The sequence below is a fragment of the Bacteroides neonati genome (assembly GCF_000499785.1).
GTDB classification, from domain to species: domain Bacteria; phylum Bacteroidota; class Bacteroidia; order Bacteroidales; family Bacteroidaceae; genus Bacteroides; species Bacteroides neonati.
In genome coordinates this window covers 217,371-236,925 of sequence record NZ_HG726024.1, presented here as the reverse complement: position 1 = coordinate 236,925, position 19,555 = coordinate 217,371, and the positions used below count along the sequence as shown (strand labels likewise).

Annotated in this window: 16 protein-coding genes, 1 tRNA gene and 2 pseudogenes; 12 read left to right on the top strand and 7 right to left on the bottom strand. The window is 34.9% G+C overall.

Annotation, left to right across the window (positions count from 1 at the left end):
- Window positions 1-197: 197 nt before the first annotated feature.
- A complete protein-coding gene (gene ettA, locus TY03_RS16070; protein WP_042371759.1) occupies window positions 198-1,886 on the bottom strand; it encodes an energy-dependent translational throttle protein EttA in 1,689 nt (562 codons plus the stop codon).
- A 164-nt stretch (window positions 1,887-2,050) separates the two neighbouring features.
- Here ettA and TY03_RS16065 point away from each other — a divergent pair.
- The 9 genes and pseudogenes from TY03_RS16065 (at window position 2,051) to TY03_RS23040 (ending at window position 9,459) form a co-directional block, all read left to right on the top strand.
- A tRNA-Lys gene (locus TY03_RS16065) sits at window positions 2,051-2,123 on the top strand.
- 188 nt (window positions 2,124-2,311) lie between these two features.
- Window positions 2,312-2,497: pseudogene (locus tag TY03_RS22935) on the top strand (GNAT family N-acetyltransferase); the annotation flags it as partial.
- A gap of 362 nt (window positions 2,498-2,859) precedes the next feature.
- Complete coding sequence (locus TY03_RS22540; RefSeq protein ID WP_154663604.1) at window positions 2,860-3,012, top strand: hypothetical protein; 153 nt, start codon at window positions 2,860-2,862, stop codon at window positions 3,010-3,012.
- Window positions 3,013-3,158: 146 nt separating this feature from the next.
- Complete coding sequence (locus tag TY03_RS16060) at window positions 3,159-4,184, top strand: DUF3871 family protein (protein WP_042371757.1); 1,026 nt, start codon at window positions 3,159-3,161, stop codon at window positions 4,182-4,184.
- A 96-nt stretch (window positions 4,185-4,280) separates the two neighbouring features.
- The gene (locus tag TY03_RS16055) at window positions 4,281-4,556 is read left to right on the top strand and encodes a hypothetical protein (RefSeq protein ID WP_042371755.1); all 276 of its coding nucleotides are present in this window, start codon (window positions 4,281-4,283) and stop codon (window positions 4,554-4,556) included.
- Between the two features lie 485 nt (window positions 4,557-5,041).
- Entirely contained in the window at window positions 5,042-5,692 is a 651-nt protein-coding gene (locus TY03_RS16045; protein WP_042371752.1) for a recombinase family protein, read from the top strand.
- Between the two features lie 598 nt (window positions 5,693-6,290).
- Complete coding sequence (locus TY03_RS16035; RefSeq protein WP_187374006.1) at window positions 6,291-8,576, top strand: leucine-rich repeat domain-containing protein; 2,286 nt, start codon at window positions 6,291-6,293, stop codon at window positions 8,574-8,576.
- 5 nt (window positions 8,577-8,581) lie between these two features.
- Entirely contained in the window at window positions 8,582-9,307 is a 726-nt protein-coding gene (locus tag TY03_RS16030; protein WP_042371746.1) for a DUF3944 domain-containing protein, read from the top strand.
- Window positions 9,308-9,327: 20 nt separating this feature from the next.
- Window positions 9,328-9,459, top strand: coding sequence for a hypothetical protein (locus TY03_RS23040; protein ID WP_262482522.1), 132 nt, complete (start codon window positions 9,328-9,330; stop codon window positions 9,457-9,459).
- A 218-nt stretch (window positions 9,460-9,677) separates the two neighbouring features.
- Here the strand turns inward: TY03_RS23040 and TY03_RS16025 are convergent, their stop codons facing one another.
- The 4 genes from TY03_RS16025 to TY03_RS16010 all read right to left on the bottom strand — a co-directional run bounded on the left by TY03_RS16025 (window position 9,678) and on the right by TY03_RS16010 (window position 14,428).
- Window positions 9,678-10,553: a BT4734/BF3469 family protein gene (locus tag TY03_RS16025; protein ID WP_042371744.1), complete on the bottom strand. Its 876-nt coding sequence runs from the start codon at window positions 10,551-10,553 to the stop codon at window positions 9,678-9,680.
- Window positions 10,554-10,648: 95 nt separating this feature from the next.
- The gene (locus tag TY03_RS16020; RefSeq protein ID WP_042371742.1) at window positions 10,649-12,409 is read right to left on the bottom strand and encodes a P-loop NTPase family protein; all 1,761 of its coding nucleotides are present in this window, start codon (window positions 12,407-12,409) and stop codon (window positions 10,649-10,651) included.
- A 296-nt stretch (window positions 12,410-12,705) separates the two neighbouring features.
- Window positions 12,706-14,004 carry a hypothetical protein gene (locus TY03_RS16015; RefSeq protein WP_042371739.1) on the bottom strand — a complete coding sequence of 433 codons (1,299 nt, stop codon included), beginning with the start codon at window positions 14,002-14,004 and terminating at the stop codon, window positions 12,706-12,708.
- Between the two features lie 85 nt (window positions 14,005-14,089).
- Entirely contained in the window at window positions 14,090-14,428 is a 339-nt protein-coding gene (locus TY03_RS16010) for a DUF3853 family protein (RefSeq protein ID WP_074434194.1), read from the bottom strand.
- Window positions 14,429-14,900: 472 nt separating this feature from the next.
- On the opposite strand from TY03_RS16010, the gene TY03_RS16005 reads away from it, so the two are divergent.
- The gene (locus TY03_RS16005; protein WP_042371737.1) at window positions 14,901-16,100 is read left to right on the top strand and encodes a hypothetical protein; all 1,200 of its coding nucleotides are present in this window, start codon (window positions 14,901-14,903) and stop codon (window positions 16,098-16,100) included.
- 230 nt (window positions 16,101-16,330) lie between these two features.
- On the opposite strand, the gene TY03_RS16000 is transcribed toward TY03_RS16005, so the two are convergent.
- A complete protein-coding gene (locus tag TY03_RS16000; RefSeq protein ID WP_042371735.1) occupies window positions 16,331-17,692 on the bottom strand; it encodes a site-specific integrase in 1,362 nt (453 codons plus the stop codon).
- A gap of 882 nt (window positions 17,693-18,574) precedes the next feature.
- On the opposite strand from TY03_RS16000, the gene TY03_RS15995 reads away from it, so the two are divergent.
- Window positions 18,575-18,901: a molybdenum ABC transporter ATP-binding protein gene (locus tag TY03_RS15995; RefSeq protein WP_081713117.1), complete on the top strand. Its 327-nt coding sequence runs from the start codon at window positions 18,575-18,577 to the stop codon at window positions 18,899-18,901.
- 34 nt (window positions 18,902-18,935) lie between these two features.
- Window positions 18,936-19,133: a hypothetical protein gene (locus tag TY03_RS15990; protein ID WP_042371731.1), complete on the top strand. Its 198-nt coding sequence runs from the start codon at window positions 18,936-18,938 to the stop codon at window positions 19,131-19,133.
- 145 nt (window positions 19,134-19,278) lie between these two features.
- On the opposite strand, the pseudogene TY03_RS15985 reads toward TY03_RS15990, so the two are convergent.
- A pseudogene (locus TY03_RS15985) lies at window positions 19,279-19,555 on the bottom strand (IS1380-like element ISPto6 family transposase); the annotation flags it as partial.

Sequence of the window (19,555 nt, the reverse complement as noted above, 5' to 3'; positions counted from 1 at the left end):
TAATTAATAAATATCAATAATCGTTTTGAAATGCAAAGATAATAAATCATATTTATAACTATGTTACATTTATGCTTCATTTTTTAAGAGAGAAGAACATTTTATAACTGAACAAAACATAAAAGCCCCGAAAATGACTTCGGGGCTTACTGTTTCTAAGAAAAAGCACTTAATGCTCTTTCATTTTGTTGATTATACTAGTCGTTCATCAGCTTTCTATAACGTACGCGCTTTGGTTCTTCATTGCCCAAACGCTTCAATTTATTTTCTTCGTACTCCGAATAAGAGCCTTCAAAATAAAATACGTTCGAATCGCCTTCGAAAGCAAGAATATGTGTACAGATACGGTCGAGGAACCAACGGTCGTGCGAAATAACTACGGCACATCCGGCAAAGTCCTCAAGACCCTCTTCGAGTGCACGCAGCGTATTTACGTCAATATCATTGGTAGGCTCATCGAGCAACAATACGTTGCCTTCTTCTTTCAATGCCATAGCCAAGTGCAAGCGGTTACGTTCACCTCCCGAAAGAGCACTACAGAGCTTCTCCTGATCGCCACCGGCAAAATTGAAGCGCGACAGATAAGCACGTGCGTTGATATCACGACCACCCATGCGAATCAGCTCCGTACCACCCGAGATCACTTGATATACGGTTTTCGAAGGATCAATGTCTTTGTGCTGCTGGTCTACGTAAGACACCTTTACGGTCTCCCCTACTTCGAACTCACCACGATCTACACTCTCTAATCCCATAATCAGACGGAACAGAGTCGTTTTACCCGCACCATTAGGCCCGATAATACCTACAATACCGTTGGGCGGAAGCATAAAGTTAAGATCGTCAAACAGCAGTTTGTCGCCATAGGCCTTAGCCACGTGCTTGGCTTCGATCACCTTATTACCCAAACGCGGACCGTTGGGGATAAAGATTTCGAGTTTCTCTTCTTTCTCCTTCACATCTTCGTTCATCAGCTTATCATATGAGTTCAAACGAGCCTTACCCTTCGCTTGACGAGCCTTAGGAGCCATACGTACCCATTCCAACTCACGCTCGAGTGTTTTGCGACGCTTGCTAACGGTTTTCTCTTCCATCTCCATACGTTTGGTCTTTTGGTCGAGCCAGCTAGAGTAGTTTCCTTTCCAAGGAATACCTTCGCCTCGGTCAAGTTCCAATATCCATCCGGCTACGTGGTCGAGGAAGTAACGGTCATGCGTTACAGCAATAACGGTACCTTCATATTGCTGCAAGTGTTGCTCGAGCCAGTCTATTGATTCTGCATCCAGGTGGTTGGTAGGCTCATCAAGCAACAAGATATCCGGCTTCTGTAACAACAAACGACACAAGGCTACACGTCTGCGTTCACCTCCCGAAAGGTTCTTCACCGATTGATCTTCGGGTGGGCAACGGAGTGCATCCATGGCTCGCTCCAGTTTACTATCGAGATTCCAAGCATCGGTTGCATCAATGATATCTTGCAACTCTCCCTGGCGGGCAAAGAGCAGATCCATCTTATCAGAATCTTCATAATATTCGGGCAAACCGAACTTAAGGTTGATCTCTTCGTATTCTGCCAGCGCATCGACAATAGGTTGTACACCTTCCATCACAACCTCTTTTACAGTTTTGGATTCATCAAGATGCGGTTCTTGCGCCAAGTATCCCACCGAATAGCCGGGCGAGAATACCACTTCTCCTTGATAAGATTTCTCCAGACCGGCAATAATCTTCAGTACGGTCGATTTACCCGATCCGTTGAGACCGATGATACCAATCTTCGCCCCGTAGAAGAACGAGAGGTAAATGTCTTTGAGCACATACTTATTGGGTTGATAAGCCTTGCTTACCCCCACCATTGAGAAAATTATTTTTTTATCGTCAGCCATATAAATAAATAGTTAATAATTAGCCATTAATAGCTTGAATCGGGCTTCCCACCGAGGTTTCCCCCTCCACAAACTTTGGCAAATATACGAAATTTATTTGTGTTTTGTTTGGATTCTAAAAAAAAGTCTCTATCTTTGCACCCGCTTAACAGCAATAAAGGATTGATTCGCTAGCTCAGCAGGTAGAGCACAACACTTTTAATGTTGGGGTCCTGGGTTCGAGCCCCAGGCGGATCACTGAAATAGAATTAAAGCCCTGATTTTCAGGGCTTTTTCTTTTATCTAAACATCTTACTCCCCCATCATACTCCCCGCTAAATTAGCTGCTTTTTATAAACCTTTAACTTATAGTAAGGCTCAAAATACTCATATGAAAGAAAACGTTCAGTTTTAAATTCCCGTTTCACTCACAAAATACGAATGGCATTGCCCGATTGAGTTTTAGCAAAGAACGGATAGGAAACGGTACGCACTTGCTTCGACTTCTGACCGAAGTATCCCGAAAATATGGCTTTAATCATATCGGCATTGAATGTGTCAACTCCAAAAGCAGTGCATTTGCCAAGAAGTTAAGTTTTTATTCCATTGATGGCGAGAATTACTCAGCATAAAACCACTTTAATTTTAGCTTCAGACAAAGAGTATGAACCATTATACTTAAATCTACTCCCCCAATCCCCTCAAAGCCTAATATATGAGAAAGAACAAATAGATATAGAAATAAATAACACAAACGGTGGATAATGGCAAAGAGAATTAACCTTATCACACCGAGAGACCGTCCTCATTCTAAGCATTAGATTATATTGCTGAGAGTGGGGATTTTCTCATATCTAACCATTCTTTTCTAACAGAGAGCTAAAGACTCTCTCTTTATTTTTTTCTTCTCAATAATCACCCTTCATTTTCATTCGAAAGCCTTATATATGAAAATAGATAAAAAATATAAACAATTTAAAAAAACAAGGAGAAAATGACAATGAGAAAAGTAAAAATGATTATTGAAATAGTAAAATTCATTGGGATAATAGCGAGTCTATTAGATGGTTTTGAACGCATAGAAGCTTTCATTAAAAAGAGAAATAAACCAAAACCAAATCCCGTAGGATTAAAAATAGAAGAATGATTATGACTAAATTCGAGAAGATCGAAGCAGGTTTAATTATTGTTTTTGAAGTAGTATTATGTACGCTCAAAAACGGAAAAAAATTTAGAATCCTTCTGAAGAAGAAGGTGAAATCAAGTAAAGAAACAATTTAAAAAAAAGTAAATATGGAAACTAATTTATTAATAACACCATCTCAGAATATGATGATGGTAAGAGCTAATGATTGGAAACAAGAGGTAGAGGATGCCGTTCTTATTATGGAACAGCCAAAGAAGCATTCTCCATTCATTGAAGCAAACACAACGGAGGTGACATTAGGGCATCTCAAAAACGATTGTATTATACCAACCTTTGCAAAAGACAATGAGGTTTGTATCTCACATCAGAATTTCATAGAATCTGTCTATGAAGCAACTAAAGATTTTTATCATGGGGAAATCATTAACACCCCGGATATAAGAACCTCACACATTGTTAAGGGAAGAATCCCGGAGGCAATCAATAAAAGAGTAGATCAATTATTGGAATCTGACAAAACAATGTATTACGAAAGAATGATTTTCAACATAGAAATTCCAAGCATTCACCAAGATGTAAATGGAAATCAACTGAACCTATCCATCACAGGCTGCAAAAGCTATGCGAGAGATAATCTAAGCGGAAAGATGGCAGCACAGAAATTTAGTATTGCTGTTGGATTTCTGAATCTGGCTTGTACCAATCAATGTTTATCAACGGACGGATACAAAGAAGAAATAAAAGGAACAAGTTCAAGTGATCTGTATAAGTTCACACTGGATTTATTCAGTCAATATAATGTAGCAAAACACATTCACCTTATGCAGTCGCTTGGTGATACAATGTTAAGCGAACACCAATTCTGCCAAATACTAGGAAGAATGAGGTTATATAACTATCTACCACAACATCAACAGAAAAAGTTACCACGATTACTTATCACTGATAGTCAAATTAATAATGTGGCTAGACAGTATATACATGATGACAACTTCGCTGGGAGTAATGGTGAGTTGAGTATGTGGAAATTTTATAATTTACTCACAGGGGCAAATAAGAATAGCTACTTAGACTCATTCTTAGGACGGAGCGTTAATGCAACAGAAGTATCAATGGGGCTAACAGAAGCATTGAATCACAAAGATGAAGCATATTCATGGTTTATCGAATAATCGAGAATGAATATGGCTTGTATGATCCGAAGAGGGTATCACTTATAATAAGGTGGTATCCTCTTCCCTATTTAAACAACTTAATAACAAAAGAAAATGGAAGGATATCAATTAGAAAACAGTCGAGAGTTTAAAGCTGCAATGGAATTGGAAAAAGCATTAAATGATACGTGCTTTGATTATAAGAAATTTGCCGATAGTATTAAGAATTATCACCCCACTCTACAACAATCACTATTCAGATTGATTCGGGAGATTATTTATGTTCAGGCAGATGACAACAGACGCTATGATGCTCGAAACAACGCATCTCATGAAGTTGCCAAGAAGCTAGTGGAAGTGATAGAAATGGAATGTTTACCTTATATATAATGATTATGTATCTAGAATGTATGTGTTCCGAAATCACAATTGACGAATGGGAACAGAAGATGAAAGGAAGTAGACCACTTAATTATAGTTGGCTAAGACAACGGATCAAAAAGCATCTACCAGAATTATACAGATCACTCTATCTAGAATTTTACAATCCGTGGGAAAATCAATGTCGAGTGAATCACGATTATTACATTCTCGTTCATTCTGGCATAGAGTATTTTATCAGAAAAATGGATATCTGATGCAGTCAATAAAATAAGGTATTGAGGTTTATCAGAGATTCCAAGTTTTAATAGAACTGGATTTCTATTAAGAGGTAAAGTGTATCAGAATATGAAACCTAACAGGATTCCATTTTATACATACTACTCCAATGGATTTTAGTGGTTCTTGTACTCAAAATAATTCTGTGTTCAAATAAGTCTGATAGGGAGTTTTGAATACATCATTTTATGTTATCAATTTAATCAAAGAATAATATGGAAACAAAGAATAAGATAGCAGTTATTTATGCCCGTGTATCGTCTGGCAATGATCGACAAGATACAGTGAGGCAAATAGAAGATTTGAAGAGATATGCTAAATCGCAAGATATAGAAATTTCGAATATCTACCAAGAGCATATATCAGGTACTAAGAAAATAGAGGAAAGGCAGATTCTAGGAGAATGCTTAGAATATTGTGTTCGGGAGTCTGTGAATTTTCTACTTTTGTCAGAATTATCAAGATTAGGGAGAAGTACATTACAAGTGCTACGAAGCTTGGAGATTCTGCATGAAGCTAAAGTTTGTGTTTATATCCAGAATTTGGGACTTTATACTTTGCAAGCGGATGGGAAAGTAAATCCGATTGCTTCAATCATGGTGACTGTCCTTGCTGAAATGGCTAATATCGAAAGAAGCAACATTCAATATCGCTTAAATTCCGGTAGAGCAAACTATATCTCCAAAGGAGGAAGATTAGGTCGAAAAGTTGGGAGTAACAAAACAGAAGAAAAGAAAAAAGAGGAGTATAAAGAGACCATTCTATTATTGAAGAAAGGTTATTCAGTAAGGAATGTAGCCAAACTTCAAGGTCTTGGTCTTTCGACAGTTCAACGAATTAGAAATCAATTCATAAACGATAAATAAACAATTAAGGGCGGGGGAGTAATACCCCCTCTCCTTTTTAAAACAACAATTGACGTATCAAAAAGAAAAAGCTCTTCTATTTTTCTAAGCGAGCAAAAAAAAATAAAAACAAGAAGGGATAAAAAGGGCATACGAATAGAATAAATATTTGGTTTTATTATAAATATAAGGCAATGAAACTTTTTTTTATTTTTTTCCAGTTTTAAAAGCTTTATTTCCTTACCTTTGAAGAAATAATACTCCCAACAAGAGCGTCATATTGAAAAAAAACGTATATTTGCACCATTCGACTAGAGAAAAAGTCGAATATTAGTAAGCGTTTTTGCTTTATCCGAAATACCGAAATCTGGAAAATTTCAAAGTGAAAGGATAGAGACAATATGACGCTCATTCTGTTTTGTATATGCTCGTGTATAGCTTTGCTATATGCTTTCATTATATGCATAGCGTGAGAGTATTGTTTCTTCGTTCATCTTCACAAGGCTTTTCCAGATGCCGGGTATTTGATGAGCAGAACAAGTCTCACGCTTCTTTTTTAACGTTTAATCTAAAGAAACGGCTAAATTCGGAGACTTATAAGCGTATAGGAGGAGAATTTATGAAAATAGCTAAATTGATTCAAGCACTCTTTTTTCTTTTAGTCACAACACTGTCTTATGCACAAACAATTACTACAGTAACAAACGAAAAGGTGGGTAAACTATCAAGTATTATTAAGAAAAAAAATGTGTTAAATATTTCTCGTTTAAAAATTTCAGGGACTATGAACAACGAAGATTTTGCCTATCTTGGTTCTATGAATAATCTGGAATACTTGGATTTAAAGGATGTAAATCTATCAAATGATAAAGAAAAAGATAATAAAAAAGAATTCACTAGCTATAATCAATTAACTTTACCTGTATTAGCTCATCTGAAAGAATTGTGGTTGCCATTATCTTGTAGAGGATTCTACCCTTACAAATGTAATACCCCAAATATTCCAGTCTTAGATGTGTTGCATATTAGACGAGGATGTGAGATTATTACATATAGCAATGATCGTGAAAAAATACACCTTAAAAAAATTAATATTTTAGAAAACGATTTGACAAAAATTAATCTAGGCAAATTCAGAGACACACCTCAAAATATTAGTCAAGGAGAGCTAGACTGGTTAATAGGTCGAGAGCATAGAACAAGTAAATATTACGAACAAACAGGGTTCTATAATATAAAAGATGAGTATATACATAATTTGAAACAAAAAATATTCGTAGATTCATTGGTAGTACCAACGGCTGATTGTTTAATAAAAGATTGTTTACCATTAAAAGAAATTTTCCCTAACTACATCTTTATTAATAAAGACAATCTAGTAATATTAAATAGGTGGAATGATAAATATAATATCAATGATATTGTAAGCATAGACTCTATTGTGCCGTTCGCTTTTGCTAATTCTCATATCACGACTATCAATATACCGAAGAAAATCAAGCATATACCAGATTTTTGTTTTACGAATTGCAAGAAATTAAAAAAAGTGATATTAAATGAATCAATAATATCAATCGGTAAAAATGCTTTTAGTAAATGTGCCATTAAAGATATAGAAATTCCTCAATCTGTAACAAACTTATACTTCTCAGCGTTTGAAACTTGTCCAATAGAGAAAATTATTTTTCTATCTCCAAATCCTCCTCACATAAATGATCAAGTAATCAATGTCTTCGATAATGGCTATATATATTTAACAGACAGTTGGGTCAATCGTGAGAATTATAGTTTAGGATGGGATTTTACATATAAAATGATCGTTCCAAAGAATGCTATTACGGCATATCATTCACAGGAATTATGGAACGAAATGAACCTAATCGAAAAAGATGCCCAAAGCAGTTTTAATATTACAGTTGAAGAACCCGGAAACATTTTATCTTCTTTGCCATTAAAAAATCTTAATTCAATAGATTCACTAATCATCACAGGTTTTCTCTACGAGACAGATTTAAACATTATTAAGAAATGCAGATTTTTAAGTTATTTAGATTTATCCCACACCTATATTACTTATTCACCTAAGTTCTTAAAGCAAGAGCAAGCTGATACGGAAGCTTTAAACTTCTTGTTTGGATTACTCGGGAAAGGATTAGATCATGAGTCCAGAGATAAGAAAATTTCTACTAATGAATATCAAGCAAATAAAGCTTTAGCGTATGTATTGCAATCTGCAACAGAATTCAATGAGCCGGAGAACAACTGTTGTATTCCATATAATGCCTTAGAAGGAATGGCTCTTTTAAAAACAGTGAAGTTACCTTTAAGAGCTGCCTGTATATATAGGGAAGCTTTCAAAAACTGTAAAAGTTTGGAAACAATCGAATTTTCTCCATATTTGAGAACCATAGTATTTTCTGCATTTGAAGATTGCATGAGTCTTAAAAAAATTAGACTTCCTCAAAGCGTTGAAAGAATTGGAGAAAAGACTTTTTATCGATGTATGTCATTAGAGCAAATTGAGTTACCTCAAAAGCTGAAGAAATTAGGTAATAATACGTTTAAAGATTGTATAAATTTAAAAGAATTAATTTTTCCAGAAGGACTCATGGAGATTCCTAGTGGATGTATTAGTGGTTGTTATAAAATGAATAAAGTCGTCATACCAAAATCAGTAATCAAAATTGGGTCTGATAATAATAGATATGTACGTTTAAGATTACCTGAAGGCGAATATTTCGAAAAATATCCAGACGCTGCTGATTTCTATTTTAAGTCATCAACACCTCCCATAATAGAAGGTAATAATATGATTCACTATGGTGGCAAAGTACATATTCCTAAAGGAAGCATAACTGCTTATTATAATATGATGGGCAATAAAGTCGAATATATAGAAGAATAATTATTATGAAAGAAGACAAAGATTTAGAGTTTCTAGCTTTCTGCAAGAATGAAGACTTACAAATTCTAGTAGATTACTTAACTACAGACAAAGATGGAAAGAAACGTTATTTGGAAACTTTGACAAAAAGTAATGCGTACCTCCAATGTTATCCCAATCATCTCACAAGTATGTGGGAAGATATAGCGAATGAATTTCAGCTATTTGGCGGTAACACGATCGTTAATTGCATAAGAAAAACTGGTGTTACATATCGAACAATCTTATTTGAAGTTTGTGATAGGATGAAAGTAAATTACAATAAGGAGGCTTCTACAGAAATGATAGAAGAATATCTCCTACAGAAAATATTAACAGATTCATTAGAACAGATGACGGTAGAAGATATGCAGAAGCTTGTTGATGAGATGAATATAAAAACTCAGATTCCGACTAAACAAGGGATGATAATTGCATTACAAATGGCTATTAGAAATGGCGGGTTTGCTCCATATAAAATGGCTGTGATTGTTGCAAATGCAGTCGCTCAAACTTTATTAGGCAGAGGACTTTCATTAGCTTTGAATGCCGGATTAGCTAAATATATAAGTGTTTTCGCTGGCCCAATAGGATGGTTAGTGACTGTTTTGTGGACTTTAGTTGATGTAGCTGGTCCTGCCTATCGTGTGACAATACCTTCTGTCATTCAGGTTATATATATGCGTAGGCGCTCTCAAATGTTGTTAAAATAATAATATCAAAATCATTAAATATGAAAAAAAGAGTTTTAGGGATGTATAGAGATGACGATGGAGATGTTTATACAGGAAATCCATGGACAGAATGGGACACAGATAGACCAGAAGATGGTGATGATCCAGACGAAGGCTATAACGATGATTAAACTATGGAGAGCCATCATCAACGAGGTTTTCTACCAAAATGTATATTAAATCTCTATAAAGATGATGGTGATGTGATATTTTTCTTTTCACATTTCGAAGAGGATAATATGGGAAATCTCTTTGCGATTTATGAATTTGATACTACAGTAAGCTAACCGAAAATAAGACAGGAAGATAAGTACCCTAAAAAAGTAGTTATCTTCCTTGCTTTACATTTTTATTTATATGCACTATTGATTATCCCTTCAATCTCTATTCCGTCAAAACCAGATTCAACATAACGTAACAACAAATACATAAGAGCATCATCTTTTGAGACACCATAGTCATGTAATTTACAAGCAAACCGGAATAGATTAGAATTCCGAAATCCCGGACTAACCGGAAAATACTTATCTGATAACTCTTGTACTTTCTTTATAGCCTGATCGGGACTCTTAAACTTTGGAGGCGGTAACATGAGATTTTTCCAAAATGTTGCACCTGTACTATTTATAGTCTTTGATGTCACATAAGGAGTAACTTTGGTTGGAGATGATGGGGTAAAATGGAAAACCTTTGAGCTTGAATTATAATATACCTTTGGATCATAACTTATGAAATGTGCCCTTGATAAATTATCGCATTTAGAATCTATATGCGTATTCCCCAAGTACTCACTGATTGAACGATACAGTTCTTTATGAAAAGCCGGATCAAGGGAATCATGTTGGATAATCAGTTTTATTCCTCCTCTTGGTGAATGGAAAGCCATCTTAACATAGGGATCACTTGTGTGTTTCACCCAATCAGAATCTCTTTCCGTTAATTCATTAGGGAAATCATAATCTAAGTCTATACAGATATAGAAAGAATAATCTGATAATGCCGTATCTAATCTTTTTCCAAAAATACCATTAACCAAAACTACAGGTAATTTCTTCTTTAACCAATCTTGTTTTTTCTTATTACCCATATTTCTCTGAATATCTAAAGTAACCTCCTTTATATATCCATAAGGAGTTTCTATTTTATTCTTTAGATCAAGTAGTTCTGATATACAGACATACTGATTCCTAAATAGTCCTTCTATTAAAGTTATTTTATCTGTCATATTCTATTTATTATAAAAGGTGGGATTCAAGTTATTAATCTCTTATATAATAGTAATGTAGATCGTTGGAGAATATCCCACCTATTGAGTTTTCTCTATCGTACCACTTTGAGGGTAATATTATACTCTTTCTTTAATGTGTCTTTTAACGGATTATACGAGCGAGCTTTCTTTTCTTTCATGGGGATAAGTCTAAGAATGTCTTTCAACCTGATTGTAAGTGTATATGTTCTACAATACTTTATGGCATCCAATAGTTTAGAATCATATCCATATAAGATTTTTACCTTCTTAAGAAATACAGGTGTTCTTTTAGTCGCTGGCGTAAGAACAGGCATTCCACTTATGCTTACCCCCGTATCACTATTCTTCCTGAAATAATCAAAGACATCTTTCATTAGCTGTGAATCTATATCATCGGAATAGAATACATGAATCGGATCACCATTATGCTGCCTTATCCGAAGTCTACATATAGCTTGAATCATTCCGGCTGTTCTTATTCTTCGTTCAGTCGAATGGATACCGTAGTTTTTGTTAATCAAGGATAGTCCTGATTTGCCTGTTCGCCATTCTCCAACAAAAGAAATGCCTGCATAATTACTAAAAGCATTGGTAGCCTTGTCTTGACCAGAACCACGATAAATGATACTGTATTTTCCAGCCAATCCTTTTTTATTTAGTTCTTCTTCAAGCACTTTCATTAGATTCAGGTGTTTATCTTCTTTGTCTGGATCACTGTCTCTGGCTACCATGTATTTCCATGTGACAATAAGTAACGGAGAAGCCTGTTGTATCTGATCTGCCAACTCATCAACTATATCCTGTATTCTGTCCCGAATTGTATTGTCGTCTACATCTTTCTCAAACAACCACCTTTCAAGGGACATTGGAAATTTTTGAAAGATTATAGGTGACGAGTACATCTTCCCCGAATTCTGGATCAACTTGAAAAATGTTTTCTTATAATCACTTAGCACATCCGCTGTTGCATCCAATATGATAACATTCATTTGCATACCCTTTACTACCCAATCTTTTAGAAAGTGATATATTGGATAATACCTCCCTTTTGTATTCCATATAGCCGAATAATTTTGGTTGATATGAGCCAACACCTCTTCTTCCCGAAATGTATTCAAGGCTGACTTAGTACTATATAGATGATCGCTGGTTTTTCTTAAGAATGTACTATTCACAGACTTCATTTCCTGTATTCCCAAACAATGGTAATATAAACCTGTTCCAATAGGGATACTATCTTTAGATGATGTCCCCAAATTACCCATATAAGCAAGAATCTTAAGCCGTTCAAATGCATTAAACGGTTGTATAAAGGATGGTTGTTCGTCTATTATACAGAATTTGCGTACTTCGGTGGATTTCAGTAATGCTCCTAAGTTTCCAGTATATTTAGATATATCAACCATCTTTCCACTAGCATAAGCGAATAAAGCTGGCAAATAATCCAAATAGAGATGAACACTGGGGACAATCAGAACCTTTTTCTTTGTTACCTGTTCAGGGTGAGCTATATAACTACTATAGTGAGAATCTTCTTGATGTAAAGTCACTATTTCGTCTTTTAATATAGGGAGAGACAAACTTTCCAGTCTTTTCTTCATATCATTCGCATCGGCACGTGTGGAAACAAAGATCACTATTCCCTTATCGCACCTCTTGGCAACCAGATCACAAGTAGCTGTACTTTTCCCGCCTCCACATGGGAGAGGAACAATAGAAGCTCCTCCCTTACATGGAATTATGGCATCTCCAGTTTGATGTTTTATAGTTAGACTTGCATCAAATGAATCGAACACAACTTCTATGTCTTTGTAGTCTCTTACTTTTGACATAATACTATCTCTTTAAAAACTCCATTTTCTACTTCTTGACATTTCTGTGAATATATCCACAGCTAACCACTTTCTTGATGAGAATAACTTGGCAGGTATTAGATGCAGTGTTGGTGCGTTGGCATTACAATGTAGATTACATGATAACTTGCCTATTAATCCTGTGTCTAAACATATCTTTTGCGGCAGGCATAAGACATATCCTTTTTGCTTAAATTCTTCTAGTGTCATCATAATTTGTGATGGATTAAAAATCCCCTCCATCTGTCACATGGAGAGAAAAGTTTAGTTGGAAATTAGTCATTCTCTATTTGTTTCATTTTTTTCGAACGATTATAAAGACAAATATTTTTTCGGTTTTCAAAAATTTCATTTGGAGCACCTTTCTTAATGGCTTTAATCTTGTCACTCTTAGTAGGACTCATTGTTTTTTCAACATCTAACTCGCTGATTTTCTGATCCTGTTCTTTTTCAATATGTTCCAAGTCATTTTTATACTTGGAATGAAATTTTTGAAAATAAGACAACAAAGAAGTTTTTAGACTTCCATAATTCTTGTCTTTCAATAAAGAGAGAATATCATTTTTGACCAAATCACTCATCATAGTAATAAAGCATTTCATATCACGGGTGAACGTTTGATTGTTTGAATCACCGTTTTGGTTATGGACATAAACTATTGCATCTATAAATTCCACCTTCTTTATGTTCTTATCATCGTTAAACTTATAAGCGATAGCCTTATATAACTGATAACCTCTTCCAGCATTTTCTTCGCTAAATGGAGTAGAATCCTTACCTGCAATTAGATCTGCCTTCTTTGTGGCATCCCTCTTAAATGTTAACAGGTAGTCTGCATACTTAGGGGACACACCAAACTCACGCTGCATTTTAGAAGATTCTGTATATAATTTGTTTGTAGACTTACCTGTCTCTAAATTGGTTTTTTTACGATCTTCATTAGTCCAGTTCTTATCCATTGAATTCAAAATTTCAATAAACGACATGAGGTCACCATCGTAATCAATCAACTCCAAAGACAAATCAACATCTGTATGCTCTAGAGCTACCATTAGTCTATGCTGCCCATCGAGAACAGCTAGATACAGGTACAGATGTGGAGTCTCTAAAGTGATTTCTGACCCAGAGATATCCACTGCTTTCAATCCATTCTTTAAAGCTGTTTCCAAAGGTACAACAATAACAGGATTAGAGAATTTTTTATCTGGGCTGGAATTGACCTGATTATAAAGCTTATTCATTTGGCTGGCATAAATTTCCCTATTACCCACTAAAAAAACTATTTTCACCCCATGTTTAACCACTTCACGATAAGAAAATAAGTAATGTTGTTTATATGACACCTTATCCATTAAGAAAGAAACTAAACCTATATTAGGGTCTATTGCCTCATTACCATTTACATCTACGAGGGCTACTGCTTTAGCTGACTGCGAATCGAAATCTTCCGCCATAGACACATCACCTTTTACTAATAAACCGCCATCTTGATTAGCCACGTGAACTTCGCTGATCCCATTTCTCATTAATGACTCCATTTTTAGGTTATCATTAGTTGTGTTTTGTTCATTCATTTTCTTTTTAAATTTATGAATAGACGACTTTACTGCTGATAGTAGCCGGCATCATCGTTTCAGTAAAGTCATCTATTCGTGTTAATTATTTGGAGTACTTACAACTCCATTTCTGGTTAGACACTCTCAATAAGTCCAATGCCAAATCAGCATCGACCACTATAATCTTACCATTCTGCGAAATGGCAGCATCAATAGCACCACTGGATTTAATTCTTTGAGCAGTGGCAGTGCTACAACCGAATAGTTCTGTGATTCCAGTAATACCATATACATACCGCTTTTTACTTAATGGAGCAGGCTTAACCTCTTCTCCATTGTCACTTGTCTCATTTGTAAACCCAAACTCTTTCTTCATCAACTCCACAAAGTCACCTAGAGTAGATTGGATAAGTAGTTTCTTTTTTAAGTCTAAATCTTTCATTAATATAATTTGTTGTTCGTTTTTAAAAATTCTTGGTCAGATCGTCCAATATACTTTTTCGATTAACCGTTGCAAAGCTACAGCAAGTGCGAGGCTGATAAATTTCCCCTGATTATATATTTATAAAAAAAAACACAAACAACTAATAAACAATTAATTAAAAAACAAGATAATACTAGTCACTTGTTAATTACACATTTATTAACTCACCCGTCACTTTAGAAAAAACTATTGCTGTAGTCTGTCTTGACTTAATAGTTATGCGACTTAATATGATTCTTGTGATCCTTTTATGATTAGGCAAAACAGCATAGGCTAGTGGCATAGTTATAGCTTTTCTAAGCATTTGCTAATATACTTAAGGAGGCTACATAATTTTCAATCTAATTTAAGTAATCTCTATATTGTGAAATGATTTTAAAAAACTACTTTTGTCAGATCATTCGACTAATTATTATAATACCCTAATTCAATGCAAAAAATCAATAAAGAAAAGAATACCAAAGATCGCAAAGCAAAAAAGGATATTGAAGAATTCTTCTTAGAATTGGAAGAGAGTTTGAGTACTATTAAAGAGCTCCCCAATATAGAAAGGCTTAAAATTCGACTGAAAAGAATAATAATATTAAAATTAGATATAAGAACAATTATTGAAAAACGATTGTTAAAAATACAAAAGTTTTTCATTCCTTTTCTTCTTTTTGAGAAAGAACTACCTGTTTCAAGCAGTGTTGTTGCTGAAGAAAAAATATCCAAATATGAAACAAAAATAGCAAAGTTAAACGACTCAGCAAAATCAATCAATTCGTTAATTGATTCATCTCCTGAAATGGAAAGAGAAGATATAATATCTCTTATACAAAAAATTGACAAGATTATATTTAAGACACAAAATTATCAACGAAAGATCAGTTCATTAAATTCATATTATCACATTCCAGATCTCGCTAAAATTAAATTAAACGACAGGAATTTTCGTGCAGAAGACATAGTGTATTATAAAAAATACTACAACGAAATAAATTTCCGTGAAACAATTGTATCTTATAAAAAAGAACTAATCGAGCTCCTTAATGATTATAACAAAGAAGTAGGAAAGAAGCTTCAGATCAATCTAAAATCACTTCTTTTATCTACAACAGAAAGCGAAGAATTAGTATTACCATCTATTCCAATAGATATTTTTTGGCATAAGGATGAATCGTATGTCAGTGAAGAGAGAGTATTTAAAAAGGGAAGACTAGCAAAGTTATATGATATTTTAGAGAAACGGGCTTACGTAGAATCCGGTAAAATTGATGTATTTATTTCCATTTTCGAACAATTCAATTATGATTTATCCGAACAATTACCAATCAAGTGGACTTGTCCACCAAAGTTTAGTGACAGTAATGACGAAACTTCTAATTTAACACTGCTATACTATTTAATATCAGCTTTGAGAGACAAAGAGACATTTTTTAAAGTTACTAACAGAACTAATAGTGAAAGCGAAACAATTAAAAAATCCACAAAGGAAATATTAACATCCCATGACCGAGATTTGATAACAAAATATTTTTGTCATAGCCAAGGAGAAAAAATTCTTAAAGAGAGTCTGCATATTGGCAATAATAAAAATGCTGTAGCTATTGTAAAAGAAATATTAATTGAATGTGGTGTATTAGTCTAGTCTGATGAAAAATGAAATAGACTACTTCATCTGACAATTATTACCATTTGATAATTTAGGGTAAGTGGGAGCATTAAGTAACCGATATTTTTTGATTTTCAAACAGATGATCACCAACACACAGTGCAAATAGGACAATTAGAGGGGGTATGTTGCCGCTTATCTTTAGATAGACACTATTTAAAGGAATAGCACTAAGTGCTTTTCCCCCAAATATACAGAAAATCCAATTATGCCGTCTTTTGGATATACTCAAAAAGTTTTTGCAATTGCATCGGGCTCATTTTATCTATCCGCTCTAGGATGTCAGATTTATATTGATATGAATTCCATTTTTCCATCTGTAGTTTCTGTGTTTCGTCAGCGACCTCAATATAAGGTTTCATTGACTCGTAATCAGAATGCCCGGTACAGCTCATAACTACTGTTGGAGATATCCCTAAAGCCAATGAGCAACACACAAAAGTACGTCTACCATCATGACAACTAATCGTTTCATAGAACTTATGTATTTCTTCATGGCGTTCTGTTCCGATAAAATAAGTCTCTACTACTTCTCGATCCAATCCTGCCAATTCTGCTGCTTCTTTTAAGTAATCATTAAGCTTTTGATTGGAAGGAACAGGAAACACATAAAGACCTTCATGAGCTTTGTATTTATCCAATATCTTATGGGCATGAGACACAATTGGAACTCTAATTTTATCCTTTGTCTTTTGAGTATAGATCTCCATATATTGATTCGATACATTTGCTTTCTTCAATGCTTTTAAATCAGAATAACGTAGAGAGGTAAATGCCATGAAACAAAAGTAATCTCTTGCTCTGCCCAGATAGTCTTTATTCACAGGAAACTGGAATGAAGCAAAGCTAATTAACTCTTTATATTTCAAGAAAGTAACGGACTTAGGTGGAACTGCCAAATTTGTTTTATAAGCAAAAATGTCTTTATGCACTGGATAGCCATTGAGTTCAGCCCATCTCAGAATTCCTTTAAGGTTTCGAAAGTGTTTGGTGATGGTAGCATTATGATAACCGTTTGCGATATACCACTCTTTCAGCCCATTCAATTTCTTTCTATCCAACGTATCCAGTGAGACAGAAGAATCAAAACTATTCAGGTGCCCCCACATCTGATTATACTTAAAATGAGTTTTATCACCCCAGTTGTTTTCAGATGGACGCAATTTCATAAACTCAAAGAAAGCATCTTTAAGTGTCTTTTCAGGAACTTCTTCAACTTTCACAGGAACTTCTTTTTTTATTCTCCTTAGCTTCTCATTTACCAATTCTTTTAATTCGCTCTCTGTTGGTATCTGAGAATGTATACCATATTCAATAAAAGACTCTTTAATACATTCCAAAAAATGACAAATACGATTATTAATATCTCTGGCAATTATCATTCTTCCACCAACTTTATGAGTTGTATTATACCTAGCTCTTTGGTTCTGATTGTCCCATTTATCGGGATCAGCATTACACCCAATCGAAAAGCCAACCTCAGCCTTACGATTATTCCATCTAACACGGATCATAACTTGCCCATTTTTATGAAGGAACGCTCTACAACTATGCTTAATTTCTATCATACGCTTGACTGTTTTTATGTTATTTCCCTGCAAATATAGAAAGAAATTTCGTGGGGAGTAACCCCTGATTTCTACTCCCCCCTTTTTTGATTGTATAAGTTTTTACCTGCCAGAAATTGATAGCAGCCACACAATAAATATCTGATATTAAAGCACATACAGCATCAATCGGAATCATATAAAATCATCAAACACGTCCCAGGCGGATCACGAAAACAAAACGCAAGGTGCTAATTATCAAGCTCTTGCGTTTTTCTTTTTATAACTTTGCACCACATTTGCACCACTGAATATCAAGGACGGTTCTCCCGCTTGCCGCTGCAAGTTCTTTGATTCTATTTTTTGCTTTCCAAAAAAAAACTACCCGACGCTGATTTGGTTTATCCTCCTTCCTCCTTTACCCCTTATACCCTTCCGTACATTATACTTTTTGCCTAAATAAGTTTAGTCTCTTCTTGCATATATTATACAAGGATCAGATTAAACTTATTGTGATGGCTATTCAATGAAGGTTTAAAAATAGGTTTAGTAACACCTTGCATATATTATACAAGTACTAAAGTAAACTTGTTCTGCTCCCTTTATAGTCCTATCTTTTTTAGAAAGCAAGATAGCTTTTCCTGTTTTACGCTTGCTCATATTGATTCATCTCTTGTGGTCTTGTCAGTGATTTTTAGTTGCAAAGGTAGAAGTTTCAATCTCTCATTCTTGCAAGGTCAAGCCTTTACGGTTCCTATTCAAATCTCCATCCACCATATATGGCGGTAGTATTTGAATAGGAAAACCTTGCATAATGAATTGAAACACCTTTGTTGGCAACAAAATACATAACAAGCCCCAAGTAGTTGGTTCAACGAAAGGGGACAAATAAAAAATCGAATTATGGAAATTGCAACAAAATTTGCGAATTGGGAAGTGCCGGAGTTATCAGCACTCCAAGACAGTAAAGCTTATCAGCTTCGAGAACATCTGAACAAAGGTGGAAAATTGAATCGTGTAGAGAAGAACTGGCTCACGGAAGCCATTAACAGCAATACCTACTTCCGACGTGGAATACCGCTTAGGGGATGGAGATTTGATTTTACTGATGTAGTTCACCTTTATTGGGTAAAGCAGTTCGGACATATCTCTGAATATTATGCAGTTGATAAAACAGCTTTAAGAAGCATTCTTCATGGGGTAATCGATGAAATCGTTGAGCTAATTTGATATAAAACAGGTATTAACTTTTAAATTATATGATATGTACGAATATGAAGAATCGACAGAAATCATTGGTTCTTATTGCTCTTTAGTTGTTCCATACAGAGGTTGCAGTGATGGAACTGTGGTTGGCGATTATGGAATAGAATTGGTGGTTCACCTCACTAATGGCAAAGAGATTGTAGTTTATCGTGACGAAGTGATTATTTATGACCTCAAATCCGCAGCTAATTTATAACTGATTCAAATAGCGATTTAATTCACCTAATAGTTCCTACTCGTAGCTTTTCCCCCTGCTTTTCTCCTTGATTTCAGGTTATAGGGCATAGCTTCCCCTTTCCCCAGTTAGCTGAAGGCATAAGTAATCCCACGAAAAGTTGTTTTTACGGACTCCAAAGCAACTTGTATGGTTTGTCGGAATAAATATTGAGTACCCATTGTCTGCCTGTCTTTACCCATTTCGCAGGAACTGTAATGAATCGAAAGATAAATCGTTTGACTCGGCTTACCGGTTCAATATCTTCAAACACGGCTGCAACCTTCTCAATAAGGTAAGCATAAAAGTTTTTAGCCATGGCTGTAAGTAGCAGGAATACTGTATTCTCTTTGAGGAATGAACAGGGAAGATGACTCCACCCGAAATCGTTATTCATCATGTCG

Excerpts from the sequence above, each read along its gene's own strand:
- ettA (WP_042371759.1), bottom strand. The coding sequence starts at position 1,886 with ATGGCTGACGATAAAAAAATAATTTTCTCAATGGTGGGGGTAAGCAAG.
- TY03_RS22540 (WP_154663604.1), top strand. The coding sequence starts at position 2,860 with ATGACAATGAGAAAAGTAAAAATGATTATTGAAATAGTAAAATTCATT.
- TY03_RS16060 (WP_042371757.1), top strand. The coding sequence starts at position 3,159 with ATGGAAACTAATTTATTAATAACACCATCTCAGAATATGATGATGGTA.
- TY03_RS16055 (WP_042371755.1), top strand. The coding sequence starts at position 4,281 with ATGGAAGGATATCAATTAGAAAACAGTCGAGAGTTTAAAGCTGCAATG.
- TY03_RS16045 (WP_042371752.1), top strand. The coding sequence starts at position 5,042 with ATGGAAACAAAGAATAAGATAGCAGTTATTTATGCCCGTGTATCGTCT.
- TY03_RS16035 (WP_187374006.1), top strand. The coding sequence starts at position 6,291 with ATGAAAATAGCTAAATTGATTCAAGCACTCTTTTTTCTTTTAGTCACA.
- TY03_RS16030 (WP_042371746.1), top strand. The coding sequence starts at position 8,582 with ATGAAAGAAGACAAAGATTTAGAGTTTCTAGCTTTCTGCAAGAATGAA.
- TY03_RS23040 (WP_262482522.1), top strand. The coding sequence starts at position 9,328 with ATGAAAAAAAGAGTTTTAGGGATGTATAGAGATGACGATGGAGATGTT.
- TY03_RS16025 (WP_042371744.1), bottom strand. The coding sequence starts at position 10,553 with ATGACAGATAAAATAACTTTAATAGAAGGACTATTTAGGAATCAGTAT.
- TY03_RS16020 (WP_042371742.1), bottom strand. The coding sequence starts at position 12,409 with ATGTCAAAAGTAAGAGACTACAAAGACATAGAAGTTGTGTTCGATTCA.
- TY03_RS16015 (WP_042371739.1), bottom strand. The coding sequence starts at position 14,004 with ATGAATGAACAAAACACAACTAATGATAACCTAAAAATGGAGTCATTA.
- TY03_RS16010 (WP_074434194.1), bottom strand. The coding sequence starts at position 14,428 with ATGAAAGATTTAGACTTAAAAAAGAAACTACTTATCCAATCTACTCTA.
- TY03_RS16005 (WP_042371737.1), top strand. The coding sequence starts at position 14,901 with ATGCAAAAAATCAATAAAGAAAAGAATACCAAAGATCGCAAAGCAAAA.
- TY03_RS16000 (WP_042371735.1), bottom strand. The coding sequence starts at position 17,692 with ATGATAGAAATTAAGCATAGTTGTAGAGCGTTCCTTCATAAAAATGGG.
- TY03_RS15995 (WP_081713117.1), top strand. The coding sequence starts at position 18,575 with ATGGAAATTGCAACAAAATTTGCGAATTGGGAAGTGCCGGAGTTATCA.
- TY03_RS15990 (WP_042371731.1), top strand. The coding sequence starts at position 18,936 with ATGTACGAATATGAAGAATCGACAGAAATCATTGGTTCTTATTGCTCT.